Source organism: Nocardia sp. NPDC049707, assembly GCF_040674855.1.
GTDB lineage: Bacteria > Actinomycetota > Actinomycetes > Mycobacteriales > Mycobacteriaceae > Nocardia.
This window is the reverse complement of sequence record NZ_JBFANN010000064.1, coordinates 1-17741: the sequence shown is the minus strand read 5'-3', so window position 1 is coordinate 17741 and position 17741 is coordinate 1. Positions and strand designations below refer to the sequence as shown.

At 63.8% G+C, this 17741-nt stretch carries 16 protein-coding genes; 10 read left to right on the top strand and 6 right to left on the bottom strand.

The genetic code is table 11. The features are described 5' to 3' along the window. The first annotated feature begins 18 nt into the window (after nt 1-18). Nucleotides 19-1368: a lipase family protein gene (locus AB0J29_RS34225; protein ID WP_364794882.1), complete on the top strand. Its 1350-nt coding sequence runs from the start codon at nt 19-21 to the stop codon at nt 1366-1368. Between the two features lie 268 nt (nt 1369-1636). On the opposite strand, the gene AB0J29_RS34220 is transcribed toward AB0J29_RS34225, so the two are convergent. Then, nucleotides 1637-2548, bottom strand: a complete 912-nt coding sequence (locus tag AB0J29_RS34220) for a dienelactone hydrolase family protein (protein ID WP_364794906.1) — start codon at nt 2546-2548, stop codon at nt 1637-1639. 41 nt (nt 2549-2589) lie between these two features. Between AB0J29_RS34220 and AB0J29_RS34215 the strand changes: the two genes are divergently transcribed. From AB0J29_RS34215 to AB0J29_RS34200, 4 genes are all read left to right on the top strand, one after another. After that, entirely contained in the window at nt 2590-3594 is a 1005-nt protein-coding gene (locus tag AB0J29_RS34215; RefSeq protein ID WP_364794880.1) for a helix-turn-helix domain-containing protein, read from the top strand. Between the two features lie 263 nt (nt 3595-3857). Then, the gene (locus AB0J29_RS34210) at nt 3858-4118 is read left to right on the top strand and encodes a hypothetical protein (RefSeq protein ID WP_364794879.1); all 261 of its coding nucleotides are present in this window, start codon (nt 3858-3860) and stop codon (nt 4116-4118) included. Nucleotides 4119-4175: 57 nt separating this feature from the next. Continuing rightward, nucleotides 4176-4616 carry a hypothetical protein gene (locus AB0J29_RS34205; RefSeq protein WP_364794878.1) on the top strand — a complete coding sequence of 147 codons (441 nt, stop codon included), beginning with the start codon at nt 4176-4178 and terminating at the stop codon, nt 4614-4616. 15 nt (nt 4617-4631) lie between these two features. Further along, complete coding sequence (locus tag AB0J29_RS34200; protein WP_364794877.1) at nt 4632-5069, top strand: hypothetical protein; 438 nt, start codon at nt 4632-4634, stop codon at nt 5067-5069. 343 nt (nt 5070-5412) lie between these two features. Here AB0J29_RS34200 and AB0J29_RS34195 read toward each other — a convergent pair whose 3' ends face one another. Further along, the gene (locus AB0J29_RS34195) at nt 5413-6237 is read right to left on the bottom strand and encodes a helix-turn-helix domain-containing protein (protein ID WP_364794876.1); all 825 of its coding nucleotides are present in this window, start codon (nt 6235-6237) and stop codon (nt 5413-5415) included. 78 nt (nt 6238-6315) lie between these two features. Between AB0J29_RS34195 and AB0J29_RS34190 the strand changes: the two genes are divergently transcribed. Next, nucleotides 6316-7134 carry an alpha/beta hydrolase gene (locus AB0J29_RS34190; protein WP_364794874.1) on the top strand — a complete coding sequence of 273 codons (819 nt, stop codon included), beginning with the start codon at nt 6316-6318 and terminating at the stop codon, nt 7132-7134. A 210-nt stretch (nt 7135-7344) separates the two neighbouring features. On the opposite strand, the gene AB0J29_RS34185 is transcribed toward AB0J29_RS34190, so the two are convergent. The 4 genes from AB0J29_RS34185 to AB0J29_RS34170 all read right to left on the bottom strand — a co-directional run bounded on the left by AB0J29_RS34185 (nt 7345) and on the right by AB0J29_RS34170 (nt 11738). Further along, entirely contained in the window at nt 7345-8208 is an 864-nt protein-coding gene (locus tag AB0J29_RS34185; RefSeq protein ID WP_364794873.1) for a response regulator transcription factor, read from the bottom strand. Nucleotides 8209-8222: 14 nt separating this feature from the next. Beyond that, nucleotides 8223-9542 carry a preprotein translocase subunit SecY gene (gene secY / locus AB0J29_RS34180; protein WP_364794871.1) on the bottom strand — a complete coding sequence of 440 codons (1320 nt, stop codon included), beginning with the start codon at nt 9540-9542 and terminating at the stop codon, nt 8223-8225. Between the two features lie 145 nt (nt 9543-9687). Continuing rightward, the gene (locus tag AB0J29_RS34175; RefSeq protein WP_364794870.1) at nt 9688-9906 is read right to left on the bottom strand and encodes a hypothetical protein; all 219 of its coding nucleotides are present in this window, start codon (nt 9904-9906) and stop codon (nt 9688-9690) included. A 44-nt stretch (nt 9907-9950) separates the two neighbouring features. Then, a complete protein-coding gene (locus AB0J29_RS34170; protein ID WP_364794868.1) occupies nt 9951-11738 on the bottom strand; it encodes a thiamine pyrophosphate-binding protein in 1788 nt (595 codons plus the stop codon). Nucleotides 11739-11929: 191 nt separating this feature from the next. On the opposite strand from AB0J29_RS34170, the gene AB0J29_RS34165 reads away from it, so the two are divergent. From AB0J29_RS34165 to AB0J29_RS34150, 4 genes are all read left to right on the top strand, one after another. After that, a complete protein-coding gene (locus AB0J29_RS34165) occupies nt 11930-13498 on the top strand; it encodes a PucR family transcriptional regulator ligand-binding domain-containing protein (protein ID WP_364794866.1) in 1569 nt (522 codons plus the stop codon). A gap of 167 nt (nt 13499-13665) precedes the next feature. Next, nucleotides 13666-15225, top strand: coding sequence for a GMC family oxidoreductase (locus AB0J29_RS34160; RefSeq protein WP_364794864.1), 1560 nt, complete (start codon nt 13666-13668; stop codon nt 15223-15225). A gap of 69 nt (nt 15226-15294) precedes the next feature. Next, the gene (locus AB0J29_RS34155; RefSeq protein WP_364794862.1) at nt 15295-16728 is read left to right on the top strand and encodes an FAD-dependent oxidoreductase; all 1434 of its coding nucleotides are present in this window, start codon (nt 15295-15297) and stop codon (nt 16726-16728) included. 4 nt (nt 16729-16732) lie between these two features. After that, complete coding sequence (locus AB0J29_RS34150) at nt 16733-17308, top strand: hypothetical protein (protein WP_364794904.1); 576 nt, start codon at nt 16733-16735, stop codon at nt 17306-17308. The last annotated feature ends 433 nt before the right edge of the window (nt 17309-17741 follow it).

Below are 17741 nucleotides of genomic sequence, written 5' to 3'. Positions count from 1 at the left end.
AACTTAATGACAGTTTTCGTGAAGTATCCGACCCGAGGCGGTGCTGCCGGTCAGCATGAACTGCAGCATGCGGTCGGCTTGGTCCCGGTCGCGTGTTCGCGCGCCCACGCCGCCGCGTTGGTTACCGCGAAAACGTCCGCACCGGTGACCCCGGCATGCACCGCACCGGACCGACTCGCCAGCGGTGGGGAGGATGTGCGGATGGTGCCGGTACGGTTGTGTGGCATGTCCGTAGTGTCCTTTCGGCGAATGGCGCTGGTGGTAGCCGCGATCGTGTGTGCTTCGCTTACTGTCGCAAGTCCGCCTGCGACGGCGAAGTTTTCGGATACCGGAGAGCTGAGCAGGATCGGACTGCTCGATCCCGCGTGGTCGTTCGCCAAGGCCGCGGTTTCGTTCGAGGTCGTCTACTCGACGAAGGATCAGCATGACGCGCCCGCCGAGGGGTCGGGTGCGCTGTATCTGCCGTCCGGTGTGCCACCGCTGGGCGGGTGGCCGCTGGTCGTGTGGGCGCACGGCACCGCGGGCATCGGAGATTCCTGCGCACCATCGCGTCGGCCGCAATCGCAGCGAAACAGCGCCTACTTCAACCAGATCCTGGACAGCGGGTATGCCGTCCTGGCACCCGACTACCAGGGGCTGGGCACTGCGGGACAGTTCAGTTACTACAACACGAATGTCGAAGGACTGTCGATACTGAACGCGGTCGCGGCGATTCGCACCACCCCCATTCCGTTGTCGAGCAGATGGGTTGTCATCGGCCAGTCGGAAGGGGCGCACGCCGCGATGAGTGCGGCCAGCCTGTACGCCGAGCGCAGCGGTGGTCCGGCGACGGGGCTGAGCGGGGTGATAGCCACCGGCCTGCGCACCAAACCGAGTGCGAGCCTGCCGAAGATGTTCGAGCGAGCCTCGACCGGCTCCGAGAACCAAGTCGGGTACGCGGGGTACTTCCTGGCCTCGTTGCAGGAGTTGAATCCCGACAGTGTGACCCCATTTCTTTCCGAATTCGGAAAGGAATACGTGGAAAAGGCAACTTCGGAATGCCTTGCGGATCTCGTTGCGCGCGCGGGGGGCCGGCGGCCCGCTGCGCTTGTCGCCAACCCGGACGAACCGACGCCGACATTCGAAGCGGACATCACCGCGCTCGCCGGTTACTCGGAAGACCGCTTCACCAGTGACATCATGATCGGCTACGGCACCGCCGACATCGATGTTCCTCCCACAAACACGGAGAGTTACGGGAAAACTCTCCAAGAGTTGAATCCCGGCATACAGGTGACGGTCGATAGTTACCCCGGTAGAGACCATAGCGGCGCATTCCTGGCATCACTGCCGGATGCGTTGGCTTTCTTGAATACACACCTGCGCTGACTCGAGTGGTGTTATCGATCTGATCCCCGATGGCGACGTCTCGGACATGGAGGTCCACCGGTTCCGCTTTCTGTACAACTCAATCCGTCCGCACCACGCGCTGACCACTTATCACTGAACGGTCCACCGGTGACTGCGGATACCCCCTCGACACGGGGTTGCGGGAAGGTCTCACAGACCGGTGCCGGGTCCTGATGCCTCGTCCGTCGGTTGGCCGGTCCGGGTGGCGGTGTGTCGTCTCGGCCCGGCCGCTGGGTTGCCGGTGGGATCAGTCGTGGTTCGAGTTTTCTTGCGCGACATCGCCAGAACGCTGAGGACCCGCGCCCTTATCGGCAAGTGTCTCAATCAGAAATGCGATGATCTCGTCACGGACCGCTGCGGTGGGTTCGCCTTCGGCATCGATCAAATGAGCCGTCACAACGCTGTGAGCGCAGCCGACGAACTGCTCGAAGAACGGCGGCGGGGCGGGGTTCGCCGCGGCAGCGGAAAGGACGCGAGGCTCGAAACGAGGGCCGAGGGCATCGGCATAGGCGGCGAAACGCGCTGCGGTGCAGAAGCGGTCGCCCTCGAAGCGGTAGGCGCGCACGACCAGGTTCTCACGATCCAGAACTTCGCGCACAGACGCCAGGTCCTCGGGTGAAATCTCCAGTCCAGCAGGATTATCCAACGGCAGGGAAGGCTGGCAGAGCACGGGGGCGAGCATCGACGGTTCCAGCATCATCGTCAGGGCGAAGTTCCCGGTAAAACACATTCCCACCGCGCCGACTCCAGGGCCACCGCATTCCCGGTGGGCGAGGGCGGCCAGGGCACGCAACCAGTCGGCGACCGGACTCTCAGCGCCGCCGCCGAACGCCCGGAATTCGGCACTGACGCAGGCACGTTTGAACACCGCGCGCCCGGCTTCGGCCTCCGGGTAGGCGCCATCGCGGCCGAACAGCGACGGCATGTACACCGTGAGCCCGGCGTCCCGGACCCAGCGGGCGAAGCGGGCCACATCGGGGCTGATACCAGGCATTTCGGCCATCACTATGACTGCCGGTCCGGTTCCCGACACGTACACCGCGCGTGCGGCGCCGTGGAATGTGACCGTCCGGCAGTGGAAGTCGTCGAGTCGATCATCGCGGTCATTATCAAAAGAGGGTTGCTGCACATCCACACCATGCCGGTCGCAGGCTGGCATCACCATTGACTGAATCGCCACTTTTCGGTCCAATCTTGCCAATGATCACCCATCTGATCCTCGAGGGTGTGCTCGAAGGAGCGCTCGGCATGGGCATCGACATCGTCGACACCGCTGCCGGACTCGCCCAGGACCGCACTCCCCCGCACCGCCAGCATCTGCTCCGTCAACGCGTCATCTCGGTCGATGGCAAACCAGTGCGATCCGGAAGCGGACGATCAATTCCGGTAACAACCGAAAGCCCGTCCGCCGCTGTGAAATTCGGCTCGAGCGATATCTTGGTTATTCCGGGTCCGTCTGCCGCGACCGAAGGACGAATTCACGAACTGCTGTCTCGCCCCGACACCGCGCAGGCCATTGAGCTGATCCGACAGGCCGCCGCCAACGGCGCCACCGTTGCCGCTTGCTGCTCGGCAACCTTCATCCTCGCCGCCTCCGGCCTGCTCTCCGGCCGCACCGCCACCACAACCTGGTGGCTCGCCCCGCTTTTCACCCGCCGCTTCCCTGACATCACCGTCCTGGTCGACCGCATGGTCATCGACACCGGCCCGGTCATCACCGCCGGCGCCGCCTTTGCCCACGCCGACCTCATGCTTACCCTCGTTGCCCGCCTCCACAGTGCGGCGCTGGCCGACCGCGTAGCCCGCTACCTCGTCCTCGATTCCCGCATGTCCCAATCCCGTTACATGATCCTCGAACACCTCCGCTCCACCGACCCCGCCCTGCGAGCCCTTGAACACCACATCATCACCAATCTCAGCCGCCAGCTGAGCCTCGCCGAATTAGCCAGCGCCGCATCCGTCTCCCCCCGCACCCTCGCCCGCCGCACGCACACCCACCTGGGCATGTCCCCCACCGAATACGTCCACCGCCTCCGCGTCAGCCACGCCGCAGCCCTGCTGGCCACCACTGACGATCCGATTGATGCCATCGCCGCCGCCGCTGGCTACGCCGACCCCTCTGCCTTCCGCCGCATCTACCGCCGCCACACCGGCGAAACCCCCACCGCCACCCGCACCCGCGCCCAAACCTCGACGCCGAACTGACAACACAGCTCGGTTACACCGCAGCTCATGCCGCGAAGACTTCCGGTGCTGGTCGATCTGGCCTGGACCGCGGGTCGCGCTTGCATGCTGGGCTGGCCGGGGCCAGAGTCCTGGCGCTGCACGAGGCGGAGCGCCCTTGCGGCCGTAACGTACGCGCCGGTTGACGAAGACCTGCTGCTCGTCATCCGGCGTGGCCTCCTGAACACGATCGACGTGGAGCCGATATCGGTGACGGACACGGAGCTGTGGAGGTAGCTGGGCCAATGAGTGCCGGCGACGTGTGGATCGCACTCGGGTGGGTGGTCGCGATGGGCCTGCCCTCGGCCGTGCTGGCGGCGGTGATCCTGTGGCCCGAGCGCATCCTGAAAGATCGCACGGCGGAAGCCATTCGGAAAAGCGGGAGGAGGGTGAGGACGCGCATCACCCTTGCAGCCATGTACTGCACCACACGGCAAAAATATGACTTAGATCACAACAGCAAGTGGCTAGTCGGTTGGAACCGGATGACCCTGTGGCGCATCTAAACAGGTATGCGGTTCGGAATTGATTCCGCCGCAACCGAACTGATCTAGGGGGATGCAATGTACACCAGAAAAGGCACCATCGCCGCAGGCCTGGTCGCGGCGACTCTTGCCGCGCCGGGGTTCTCGCCGACCGTCGCCGATGCCGCGCCGGGTGACGCCGCATGCCATGTGGAGGCGAACAATCCACACCACTCGAAGGGTTCGCCCGGCTGGATCGTGGGCAAGGGCCGAATCTCCTGCACCGCCGCGATCGACTCGCTGGACGTATTCGTCCAGATTGAGAAGAAGGAGAGCGGAAAATGGGTTGCAGTCGGTACGCCTGGGAGTAATCCAGTCACCGCACCCAAGGCGAACGAGAAGTACACCGCTCAGGGACAGCTACAGTGCCAGCCAGGCGAGTACAGGACCGCCGCGAAGGGGAGCGGCGTGTATGGCGGTCGACCCTCCGGGTCGATGGCATGGCAGTATTCGGGAACGGTTACCAACCCCTGTGGCTGAGCAAGGAGTACAACGGTGAGCGAGCAGGGCAGCTGGGAAGAATTCGTTATCGGGTTGTGCGATCTTGCGGTGAAGTATGACGCCGAGACTTACCTCTACGAATCAGTGGTTTCCCTGGCTTCACGCACTCCCCGTCAAGGCCATGAGTCAGCCACTGTACGGATCACCCGTTTCGATGATGAAGCGGCGCGGATCGAGACCGGATGGTGCTTCAATCTGGTCGTGGACTACGTTGCCGAAGACCGCAGCCGCCCGGTTCCAGCGCTCGGGCTGGTCGAGGCGATCTGTTCCGGTAACGCCGAGGAACACTGTCTGATCGACGCCAACGGTCGATGGGTCGGAATCTTCCTCGACGCTTGGGCGCCCAATGGTGACCGCTGGCAATCGGGCAGCGTGAACAGTCCCGAGCACCGGGTGACACGGCGATTTCCCAGCTGGATTGACCCGAACTGACGGCGGAGCTGTTGCGAGTCAGGCCACGGCCGATGCCGAGTTCGCATCGGCCGTGGCTTCATTCCTTCTCGGTCAGCACACGGTACAGCGTCGCCCGGCTGACGCCGAGCGTCTGAGCGATCACCCGCATGGGCTTTGTATAGCGGTACCCGAACCTCGTACTGGCCTGGTTGGAGTGTGTCGGCACGAAGCGCAGTCCGAACGAAGCAGACCGGCCCGCAACGGGAATCGTGACCCCAGTAGATCTGGCGGACCGCAGGCTGACCTCGCGGGACGAGTGGTCCGCACTCCGGTTCTCATGTGCCCGGCAAACAGGCCGTCGATGTTCGTTCGGCTGCGGGGATCAGGTTGTCGGCCAGGCGACTTCGTCGATCGCGAGCCACGGTGCCCTCGCGACGGCGGCAGGGGTCATATCGGTAATCGCCCTGGTTTGACGGTGAAGATGGGATTGGTCGGCGTAGCCGGCCTCGACGGCGGCATCCGCGGGCGAGCGCCCTGCAGCCAGGAGATGGGCGGCATGGTCGAAGCGGACGAGTTCGGACGCACGCTTGGGCGAGACCCCGATATGAGCCCGGAAGCGAGACCACAGTCGCTGGCGGGTCCAGCCGGTCTCTGCGGCAAGGGTTTCGATGCGGAGCAGGCCTTTGGTGCGCACGGTCTGGTTCCATGCGTACGCGATCTCGGGTGCTACATCGAATCCGCGAGGTACCCGGCTGCGAAGGAACTCGACTGCGATCGCGAACCGGTCGTCCCACGACGGCGTCGCGCGAAGTCGTTCGGTCAAGATGGCAGCGCAGCTGCCCCACAGTTCCGGCAACGGTGTCACGGTGCCGCCGATGATCTCGGTGTCTCGGAGAATCGCCGCGGCGATGACGGGGGACACGCGGATCTGCAGGACGTCGCCGGCCCCTGCGCCAGTGATGCGTAAGGCGCCGGCATGGAGGCCGACGATCGCGTTCCCCGTGACCGCGCACCCGACGTCGTAGACGACCCCGTGCTCGCTGAGATCGAGCAGGAGCGTGACCGAGGGATGTGGGATCATCGCGATGTCGACAGGGGCGACGTCGTCGTGGTGCCGGAAACCCGCCATCTGGATTCCCGGAGTCGGTCGCCGGACCGGAACGGCGACGTCGACCCGACTCCAGTCCAATCCGCCCGTAGCGGTCATACATTCCAGGCTAGCCGCAGCGGGATAACGTGACATTCGTCCAATACGGCGTGACGAGCCCGCGACGAAGCTGTCGATATGAGCGAATCGAATCCCACTCAGACGCGCCATGACACGACAATCCGCGGGTTGCACGTCGTCATCGATGGGAACCCGGCGGCACCGCCCTTGTTACTCATCCACGGCTCGGGCGCAACCGGTTCGACGTGGGCACCGGTGGTGCCGTCGCTCGCCACGAAGTATCGGGTGATCACGATCGACCTTCCGGGATGCGGCCAGTCCGAGCCGGCGTCGACGTACGCCGTTCCGCAGCAGGCGGATCGGACGGCGATGGTGTTGGACGAGCTAGGTGTTCGAAATCTGAAGGTGGTCGGTCACTCGAGCGGAGGGTATGTCGCTACAGCCCTCGTGGAACGTCGTCCGGACCTGGTCGGCGAGCTGGTCCTGGTCAGTACAGGGCCGAGTCACGCAGCGCTACTCCCCGAGCCGGCGATCATCCGGGTGCTCGTCTCGCCGCCCCTGGGTCCGCTCGTCTGGGCGATCCGTACCGACTCGATGATCCGCCGCGGAGTGGCAGCGGCTGCGGCGGCGCCGATCACGGTGCCCGACTGGGCTGTGGCCGACTTGCGAAGGACGTCCTATCGAACTTTCCGCGCTATTTTCGCCGCCAACGGCGACTACATCGCCGCGCGGACCGTGCCCCAGCGCCTCATCGACGCGGGAAAGCCCCTCCTCGTGATCTTTGGGGACTCCGACCCTCGTTGGGACCCGGCCTCGGCGCACCAGTATGAAGCGGTGCCGGGCGCCCAGCTGGAATACCTTCGCGGAGTCGGGCATATCGCGATGTTCGAGGACCGCGACGCCCTCGCCCGCTTGATTCTCGACCGCGCACCCTAGGCCGTCACCAACGTCCCGGCCAGCAACAACAAGGGCTTTTCAGCGGGGTGCGGGTCGACGGCGGAGTGTTGCCCGACTCGAGTGAGAGACCAGCCGAGAATGTAATCCCGTCCAGGTCAGACACAGGCCGGAGGCAGGGGTCTCTCACCTTCACGCGAATCACAGCACCTCACAGCGCAAACCGATATCCCGACACTCCCATCCCGCGTTCTATAACGACTGCGGGTACGGGCCGCCGGGAACGATGCGGCGTGTGTGGGCGTAGACGACGGCGTGTACGCGGTCGCGGACGCCGAGCTTTGCGAGCACGTTGGACACGTGGGTCTTGACGGTCTGTTCGCCGACGCCGAGGGCGGCGGCGATCTCGGGGTTGGTGTAGGCCTTGGCCATCAGGAGCAGGACCTCATGTTCGCGAGGAGTCAGCGCGGCGACTTCGGGTGCGGCGGGGAACGGTTCGATGCCGTGGGTCAGGCGCGTGATCAGGCGGCGGGTCAGGCGTGGATCGATCAGTGCGTCACGGTGTGCCGCGATCCGGATGGCGGAGACCAGGTCGCGAGCCGGCAGTGTTTTGGTGAGGAAGCCGCTGGTGCCGAGACGTAGTGCGCGGTAGAGGTTTTCGTCGGTGTCCTCGGCGGTCAGGGTCAGGATTCGGCTGGTGCCGCCGAGTGCCGCGACCGTCTCGAAGGCGGCCGGGTCACCGAGACCGGGCATGTCGAGATCGAGGATGGCGATATCGGGTCGCAGCCGTCGCATCTCCCGGATGGCGGCGGCGCCGTCGCCGACCTCCGCGACGCATCGAAGGTCCGGCTGGCTATCGATGACTGCCCGTAGTCCCGAACGGAATACGATCTGATCGTTTGCGAGCAACACCGATATCGTCGAATCCCGCGGCGCGGCCACGATGTCGACGGGTGGATCCGCGGCGCGCGGGTCGAGGCCCATCGCGGCGCTGCGGCCGGCGATCGGGGTGACGGCGTGCGCGCTGCCCGCCGACAGTACGGTGGCGCTGATCGCGAGCACGAGTGTGGACACCAGCCGCAGCAGCAGGGGGCGTGTCGAGGTGGTCGTGGCCATGTGCACAGTCTGCTTCAGCGCAGGAACCCCGTGTAGTTCTTGTTCATCAGTTGGCTCTCGAGTTGTTTGATCGTGTCGAGGCCGACGCTCACCACGATCAGCACCGAGGTACCGCCGAACGCGAGGTTCTGGGCCGGGCTGCCGGAGCCGAAGTGCAGCAGCAGGTTCGGCAACACAGCCACAGCACCGAGGTAGACGGAACCGGGGAGGGCGATCCGGCTCGAGACAAAGTTCAAGTAGTCGGCGGTCGGCTTGCCCGGACGGTAGCCAGGGATGAAACCGCCGAACTTCTTCATCTCGTCCGCGCGCTCCTCCGGATTGAAGGTGATCGCGACGTAGAAGTAGGTGAAGAACACGATCAGCGCGAAATAGATCGTGACGTACACGGGGTTGCTCGGGTTGACCAGGTACTTCTGGATCAGCTCCTGCCACTTGGCGGGGTTACCGGAACTCTTCTGGGTCAACTGCGCCAACAGGTTCGGCAGATACAGCAACGAGGACGCGAAGATGACCGGGATGACACCCGCCTGGTTCACCTTCAGCGGCAGATAGGTCGAGGACCCGCCGTACATCTTGCGGCCGACCACGCGCTTGGCGTACTGCACCGGAATCCGGCGCTGGCCCTGCTCGATGAAGATGACGGCGACGATCAGCAGGAATATCGTCACGCACACGGCAGCGAAGGTCAGCCCACCCCTGCTGTCGACAATCGACTTGCCCTGGCTCGGGATTCGGGCGGCGATACCGGTGAAGATCAGAAGTGACATACCGTTGCCGACGCCGCGCTCGGTGATCTGCTCGCCGAACCACATGACAAGGGCCGCGCCCGCGGTCATGACCAGCACGATGATGAGCATGCCGAAGAGGGAGGCGTCGGCCAGGATGTCCTTGGGGCATCCGCGCAGCAATTGCCGGCGTGCGGCCAGTGCGACCAATGTCGTTGCCTGCAGGACTGCCAGCGCCATCGCGACATAGCGGGTGTACTGCGTGATTCTGGCTTGGCCGGATTGCCCCTCGGTGCGCAGCTCCTCGAATCGCGGGATCACGACGGTCAGCAACTGAGTGATGATGCTGGCGGTGATGAAGGGCACGATGCCGATCGCGAACACCGACAGTTGCAGCATCGCGCCGCCGGAGAAGAGGTCGATCAGCTGGTAGATACCAGCCGATTCACCACCGGAGACGAGCTCGATACAGCTGCGGACCGACTTGTAGTCGACACCGGGCGACGGCAGCGCCGCACCGAGGCGATACAGCGCCAGCAGGCCCAGCGTGAACAGGATCTTCCGCCGTAAGTCCGTGGTCCGCACAGCCGATACGAAGGCGGAAAGCACAGATCCTCCTGGCGAATGTGGGTGTCGGACGGGGTGATTGGCCCTGCCCAGGGGCTTCGACGCTACGGATGGTCGTGCCCGCCCACGTCGGCCGCGAGGTGGAATTCGACCTCCCCCGATGGAGGGAACCGGGAGGATCAACGCATCAGCGAAGCCGCATGCCTCGGTAGGAGGTCGCGGTTTTGTCGCATCTGGTGGCGATGGCTCGATACTGCTCGAGTTGGTGTGCCCAGTCGTATTCGCGCGGCCCGTGTGCACCGGCGGCGGTCGACAACTGCTGCCAGGAGGTGGCAGGTAGTTCGATGAGTTGGATGGTGACGGCTGGTCCCGAGGCATTGGGGCTGGTGGTCCCTGCCGTCACCATCGGAGTCGACGAGCAGGTGAGCACGTCGACGATCGGGCTGTCGGCTACTGGTGCTGTTGCTTACCGCGCAACTCTCGGTACTCGTCCTGGCGGCTGTCGGTGATGTGTGGCAGCGGCGGGAAGTCCAGCCAACCCGATACGAACGGGCTGGCGAGGTCACGGTCCGTCGGAAGTTCTACCAGCACAGGCGCTTTGGCGTCGAACGCACGCTTGAAGGTGGGCTCGAGGTCGGCAGCGGATTCGACCCGGAAGGACTCGAGACCGAAGGACTTGCCGAGGTTTTCGAAGCTCGGGCTGTACGGGGTGCCGTCCGGGCGGTTGAATTCCGTGCCGATGATTCGGTCCGTCGCGTTCCGCTGGCCACCGCGAATCGAAATGTAGCCCGAATTGTCCTGCACCAGAAAGACAACGGCGATGTCGTGCTGGATGGCCACACCGATTTCCTGTGCGGTCATCAGGAAGTCACCATCACCGGTAATACAGGCGACCTGGCGGTCCGGAGCGGCCAGTTTGGCGCCGAGAGCCGCAGGCACCGGCCAGCCCATAGCGGAGAATCCGCCGGTCGTCAGGTGGGTGCGCGGCTCGTATACCGGAAACGTCTGCTTGACCGCGCCCTGAGTATTGCCCGACCCGACGAGGACGATCCCGTTGCGATCCATCACTGTTCGCAGGGCCCCCAGCGGGCGCTGCAGGGTGAAGGGGAAGCGATCCGAGTCGCGGCGAGCAGACAACTGCTGTTCCCAGTCGATCTTGTGTTCAACGATCTCGGCCAGATATTCGGCGCGCTCGGGCGCTACAGATGGCAGTGAATCGACGATCGCGGCGACGGCGGGTTTCGCATCGGCCACGATCCCGACCTCGGCGGGATAGTTCTTGCCGATCTCGTATGGGTCGATATCGATGTGAATGAGTTTGGCGGGCGGGAACGAAAACGACTGCCCGCGTGAATAACTGGAAGATGACCAGTCGGTGAATCGGCACCCGATCGACACGACGACGTCGGCATTGGCCGCCAAGTAGTTGCCGTGGATCGTTCCCGTCTGCCCGACACTGCCTACGAACAGTTCGTGGTCTTCGGGAAAGGCGCTCTTGCCATTCCACGTCGTGACGACAGGAATACGCCAGGACTCGGCGAGCGCACGGACCTCATCCGTTGCTTCCGCGGTGATCGCGCCACCGCCGACGACGATCACCGGCCGCTCAGCGGTGGCGAGCAACCGCACTGCGCGATCGACCGCCTCCGGGTCCGGATACTGCCGCCCCACCGGAAGACGTCGCTCGAGGTCGTGCAACGTGACGTCGGCGGTCTCTGCATGCAAGTCGTAGGGCACCTCGATGTGTGCGGGCCCGCGGCGGCCGGTCAGCATCGTGTTGAATGCGCGATGCAGGATGAACGGCAGCTCTTCGATGCTGTTGGCAACCCAGCTGCGCTTGGAGACCGCCTCGGCGACCTGGGGAAAGCCGTTGTCCTTCTGGCGATCGAGCTCCTGGAGGATGCCGCGCCCGCGCATGTGCCGCGGCGGTCCGCCAGTGATAACCAGGACGCTGGTGGAGTCGCTGTAGGCGGTGGCCAAACCGAGGACCGTATTCGATGCGCCCGCGCCGATCGAAGTCACAGCAACCATAGGCTTGCCGGAGACCCGGTAGTAGCCGTCGGCGAGGTGGACCGCGCTCTGCTCGTGATAGGTCTGGATGAACGGGATCCTCGACTCGTCCTCCAGGAAGGCATCCATCAGTCCCCAAATACCGTGCCCGGGAATACCGGCCACATACGGCACGCCGTATTCCTTCAGCACTCGGGCGATGACTTGCCCGCCATTGAGCATGACCATCGATGGTTCCTCTCTGATTGATAGCAATGCGTCAGCGCAGAAACTGCGCCACGCCCCGTACCGGACTCGAATCGCACCGGCCAGAGGCAAGCAACGTAAGTCTGCACCGTCGCCGCCCCACGACGGTAGACACATGGTGCGCATAAGTTGTTTGATCTTCTGCACAATGTGAAGCGAGATGGTGGTCAACGATGACGATGAACGTAGAGGCAGCGCTACGCCTGGAGGTGTTCACCAGGGTGCCGGTCACCGTGTACGCCGGTGAACCGAATCTGTCCCGACCCATTCGCTGGGTACACCCGACCGAGATTTCCGACATCGCGCGATTTCTGCTCGGCGGCGAAATGCTGCTCACCTCGGGGATGGGCATCGGAAACGAGCCGGAAAGACAGCGCCGATATCTCGAGGAGGTCGCGGCGGCGGGCGCAGCCGTGCTGGTCATCGAGATCAGCGGCCGAGCCTTCCGGGAAATGCCATCGGCGCTGATCCAGACCGCCCGCGAACTCGAGTTCCCGCTCGTCGGGCTCGACGGCGAAGTTCCCTTCGTCGAGGTATCGGCCCAGGTCCATTCCTCGCTCGTCGACCAACGCCTGCTCGATCTGACCGCCTACGAGCGGCTCAACGCCAAGTACATGCAACTGCTACTGGCAGGGTCGGACCACGTCCCGTTCACCGACATGCTCGCCGATGAGGTTGGCCACCCGGTTGTCCTGGAAGACGCTACCCGCCAAATCGTTTCGTATTCCGGCGCCACCCCGGACGCCGATAAAGCCTTGTCCCAGTGGGAACATCACTCGCGCATCGAGCACAGTGCGGCAGGCCAGTCGACCGGTAACGACACTCCACGCTGCACCCGCAGGGCAGTTGTGCTGCGTGGAGAACGATGGGGCTGGTTGCATGTTCTGCACGGTGATCGGGCGCTCGTCGGCACGGCCGGATACGCGCTCGACCGCACGACCGACTGCATAGCAATCGCATTGTTGGGCGCCCGCGAAAGCGGAGCCCGTGCGGCGCAACGCCAGAATGCACTGGTCAGCCGACTGCTGCTCGGCGATATCACCGGTGAGATGTTCGTCAATCGCGCCCTGCGCGTCGGCCGCGACCTGCGCGACCGAGCCTTGGTCGTCGTCTACATCAATAAGAACGGCGCTGCCTCGGCAACAGGCGAGGACGAGATCGATGAACTGTTCCGGTCGTTGCACATCCCGGCAGTGGTTGCGGATCTAGGCGAGCACATCTTTGTCATCCTCGGTTTGTCGCAGACTCGATCGGAGAAGCAGGTTATCGAGCGGCTCACCGGCCTCGACATCAGTGCAGGAATCAGTCGCCTGGTCAGTGCCGGCCACTTGTCGACGGCGGTCGAACAAGCTCGCAGCGCTGCCGCGGTCGCCGCTGCTCGACCGGAAAGGTCCATCCACCGGTTCGACGACCTGGGGGTACTACGTCTGCTGGCTTCGCTGGCTCAGGGGCCCGAGCTGGCCCGCTATATCGAGGACGAGCTCGGCCCGCTGCTCGCGCACGACGCGAAGTCCGCCAACACCCTACTGCCTACCTTGCGAACCTATCTCTCCTGCGAGGGGAACAAATCGCAAGCCGCGCAGCAGCTTTACGTTCAGCGCCGAACGCTCTACTACCGCCTGGAACGGATCGAAACACTGCTGGGCCGGTCTCTCGACGATCCTGATGCACGACAAGCCCTCATCTTTGCTGTCCGTGGACACGATCTGCTGCAGCGGCGTAGTCGCGAGACCGGACGTTGACGGGCTGGTTCGCCGCGACCGCCAGCGGGTGTGGCATCACACACTCTGTGCAGAACGGTCAATAGCTCTGGCACATTCTGCGCATCGGAATGGCGATCAAGTGCTCATAGAGTCGAATCGGTACGCCCCAGCCGACGGGATCACCCCAGCCCCAACGGAGTCCGCGAATGACTGATCGACTCGCATCGATTCGAAAGAACATTCTCACCGATCCGCCCGACATTCTCGACTACGATATTGCGATCATCGGCTCCGGAATGGGCGGGGCCAGCCTGGCCTACGCACTGAAGGACAGCAGCGCACGCGTTCTGATCATCGAACAGGGTGACTTTCTCCCTGCGGAACGCGAGAACTGGTCGGCGGAAGCCGTGCACACCGCCGGCCGATACAAGAACTCCGCATCCTGGCTCGATCTGGTCACCGGCCGCGAATTCGTGCCGGGAAATTACCACTACGTCGGTGGCAGCACGAAACTTTACGGCGCCACTCTTCCGCGGTTCCGCGAACAGGACTTCGGTGTCCTCGAACACCCCGACGGTGAGTCACCCGCATGGCCTATCCGGTACTCGGACCTCGAACCGTACTACGCCGAAGCTGAGCGGATGTTCCGGGTCCACGCCAACGAGGGCGAGGATCCTACCGACCCATGGCGCTCCACGGACTACCCATTTCCTGGCATCCCGCACGAAGGCGCGATGGCACGTCTGGTGGAAAGTGCACGACAGCAAGGACTTCACCCATTCTGCGCACCGCAGTCGATCGACTGGCGTCCCGGCGGGACATGCGTCCGGTGTTCTACCTGTGATTCGTTCCCATGTCTGATCGATGCGAAGGGAGATGCGGACGTCTCGGCTGTGCGGCCCGCGCTCACATCACCCACGGTTAATCTGCTGACCAACGCCGAAGTGCTTCGGCTGGAATGCGATCCGAGTGGCCGGAGAGTCGCGCGCGCCACCGTCAACCATGGTGGGCGATCGATTTCGGTACGAGCGCAACGCTACGTCGTCGCATGCGGCGCAGCCAACACCGCCGCGCTGCTGCTGCGTTCTGCTTCCTCGGCTCACCCCACTGGCTTGGCCAATTCGTCTGACCAGGTAGGCCGCAACTACATGGCACATGTCACGACGTTCTTCGTCGCGATCGATCCGCGCCGGAAGAACGATGCGGTGTACCAGAAGACGATCGGAATCAACGACTGGTATCTACCCGGACCTACCAACAGGTACCCGCTCGGCAACGTCCAGGGGCTGGGGAAGCTACGCGGCCCCATGGCAAAGAAGGGGAGGCCCTGGGTGCCGATGCCGATTCTCGAGGAAGCAACCAGATACACCCTCGATCTGTTCATTCAGTCCGAAGATATTCCCTTGGCGGACAACAGGATCGCACTGGATGAGAGTGGCCGGCTAACCATTCACCGGCACGAGACGAACCTCTCGTCTCATCGCGAACTCATCCGGCGAATGAAGAAGATGTGCCGCCGGGCCGGCTTTCCCGTAATCCTGACCCAAAGTCTGGGCGTCGAAGCGACCTCCCATCAGTGCGGCACCGCACGGATGGGCCATGATCCTATCGCCAACGTGCTCGACGCGGATCTCAAAGCACACGACCTCGACAATCTGTGGATCGCCGACAGTTCCGTCTTCCCCTCGTCGGCCGCCGTGAATCCGGCGCTCACAGTCGCGGCGCTGGCCCTTCGGTTAGGCCGGTCCAGCCTGCTCACCGCATAGACCTCATCCCCATCACAGAACCACCGATGCCGTCCGGCGCGCCGCCCGCATCGTGAGGAGATCTCGACAATGACATCCGCCAAACCCTTCGACCGCAGCCTGGCACCCCTGTTCGAGCCGATCACACTGGGTAACGTCGAGATTCGCAACCGGATCGTCATGACCGGCCACGGCACCGGAATGGCCAAGGATCACCCTCCCTCAGACCAGCATGTCGCGTACTACCGTGAACGCGCGATGGGCGGAGTCGGGTTGATCGGCATGGCGTTTGCGCAGATCCACCCGACATCCCAAGACGTTCCCGGCGAACCCCACGCCTACGACCCGGCGATCGTGCCAGGGCTGTGGAAGATCACCGACGCGGTGCACCGAGAAGGGGCGCGCATGGTGATGCAGCTCGGGCACGGTGGCCGCCAAGGACACTCGACCTTCACCGAACGGGCCCTGTGGTCGCCGTCCAACACACCGTGTCCGTTCAATCTCGAGATGCCGAAGGAGATGGAGCTCGAAGACATCGACGAAATCGTCGAGGCTCACGCCATCGGGGCACGGCACGCCCGCGAGGGCGGAATGGACGGCGTCGAAATCCACTCGGGCTACGGCGGATACCTGCTCGCCTCCTTTCTGTCGCCGTTCTCGAACCACAGGACCGACGAATACGGCGGGACGCTCGAGAACCGTATGCGGATCCTGCTCCGCGTCATCGACGCCATCCGAGACGAGGTCGGTTCGGATTATCTGGTGGGAATGAATCTGCAGGGCCATGACTTCAGCCCCGGTGGCCTCGAAGTCGCCGACGCCCAACGAATCGCGCAGATCTGCACTGCGTCGGGCAAGATCGACTACCTCTGTGTCAAAGGCGCGACCTACTACGAGGCGCATCAGAACATTCCCGACATGCAGCATCCCAAGAGGCTCTGGGAGAACCTCGCGGCCGCCATCAAGCAGGTCGTCGATGTTCCGGTGATCGCCGTCGGGCGGATCAACGAACCAGCCGACGCCGCAGAGGTTCTCGCTCTGGGGCATGCCGATATGGTCGCAATGACCCGCCAGCAGATCGCGGATCCCGAGACAGTCAACAAGATAAAGGAAGGCAGGATTCACGAGATTCGGCGATGCATCGGCTGTAATCAGGGGTGCATCGATCGGCTCTTTGCCATCACGCATTCGACCTGCGTGCACAACCCAGCCGCCGGCTACGAGCGCGAACTGGGAGTGGGCACGCTGCTGCAGGCGACATTTCCTCGACGCGTCGTGGTCATCGGAGCGGGTCCCGCGGGGATGAAGGCCGCGGAAACCGCAGCGAGACAAGGCCACAACGTAACCCTGATCGAACGCCGAGACCGCACCGGCGGGCAACTGCAAATGGCTGCGAACATCAAGGGACGTGAGGAGATCGGTCAGGTCATCGACCATCTGGACGTAATGATCGCCAAGTTTGCGGTAGATCTGCGGTTGGGCTGGTCGCCGAGCGTAGACGAAGTTCTCGCACTGGCCCCCTGATCACATCATCGTCGCGACGGGATCGGCACCATCGCTCGACATCGTGGGGAACCTCGCTCAGGGGATCCAGGACACTCCCGGCCTGGCACAGGACAATGTGATGTCCGTGTGGGACGTACTCGAGGATCGTCGTCCGATAGGCCACCGTGTGCTGGTAGTCGACGACGGCGAAGGCGGTTGGAAAGGAATCGGCCTAGCTCTGCAACTCGATGCCGATGGGCACGATGTGGAGTACGTGACTCCCCTCCCCTACGCCGGCGCGAAGCTTGGGCCGTTCAGCGCCGATCTCGCGGTACGGCGAATCCACCTGTCCCATATCGCAACCCACCCGTTTGCCAGCGTGACGCGCATCGACGGTGCCACCGTGACGCTGTCCGAACAGGGGCACGCGAACACAGTGGCCGATGTCGACACCGTCATTCTGGCCGGCTGGCATCGCCCCGTCACCGACCTCTACGTCGCACTGAAAGGCCGCGGAGTCACGGTCGAGCGAATCGGTGACGCGATCGCGAGCCGGACGATGCTGGAAGCCATCCACGAGGGTGAACGCGCCGCCCGCCGGGTCACCTCGAACACCTGATCGTCCGCAACTTCACCGAGACCTCGCCATAGGCCGGCCTTTTCGGTGACGAAACGATCCGGAGAAAGATCGCGGTGTCGCTCCTACCGATTCGGTGGAGCGGCACTCGACCATGGGTAGCGGCGCTCCGGCCGGTATGCAGATCAGCGGCAAGCTCATCGATAGGCTCAGCAGTGCACCGGTGTGCACTGCGGCGACCTCCCTCATGGTAATCACCCCCGTTATCCCCTGATCGGCAACCACCGTAATTTCCTTCGACGAATGAATTTGAGACAACAGGTGGACAAAGTGAATACGCCCCGCGTTCCGACACTGCGTTCGATCGATCACATCGCCTTCCCTATCTGTCACTCTCGTCCGAGACATGGTGATCAAGTGGTTCTCTGACGATGTGGGCGAGATCGGAAGTTGTCGAGCGTGACGTTGAGCGTTG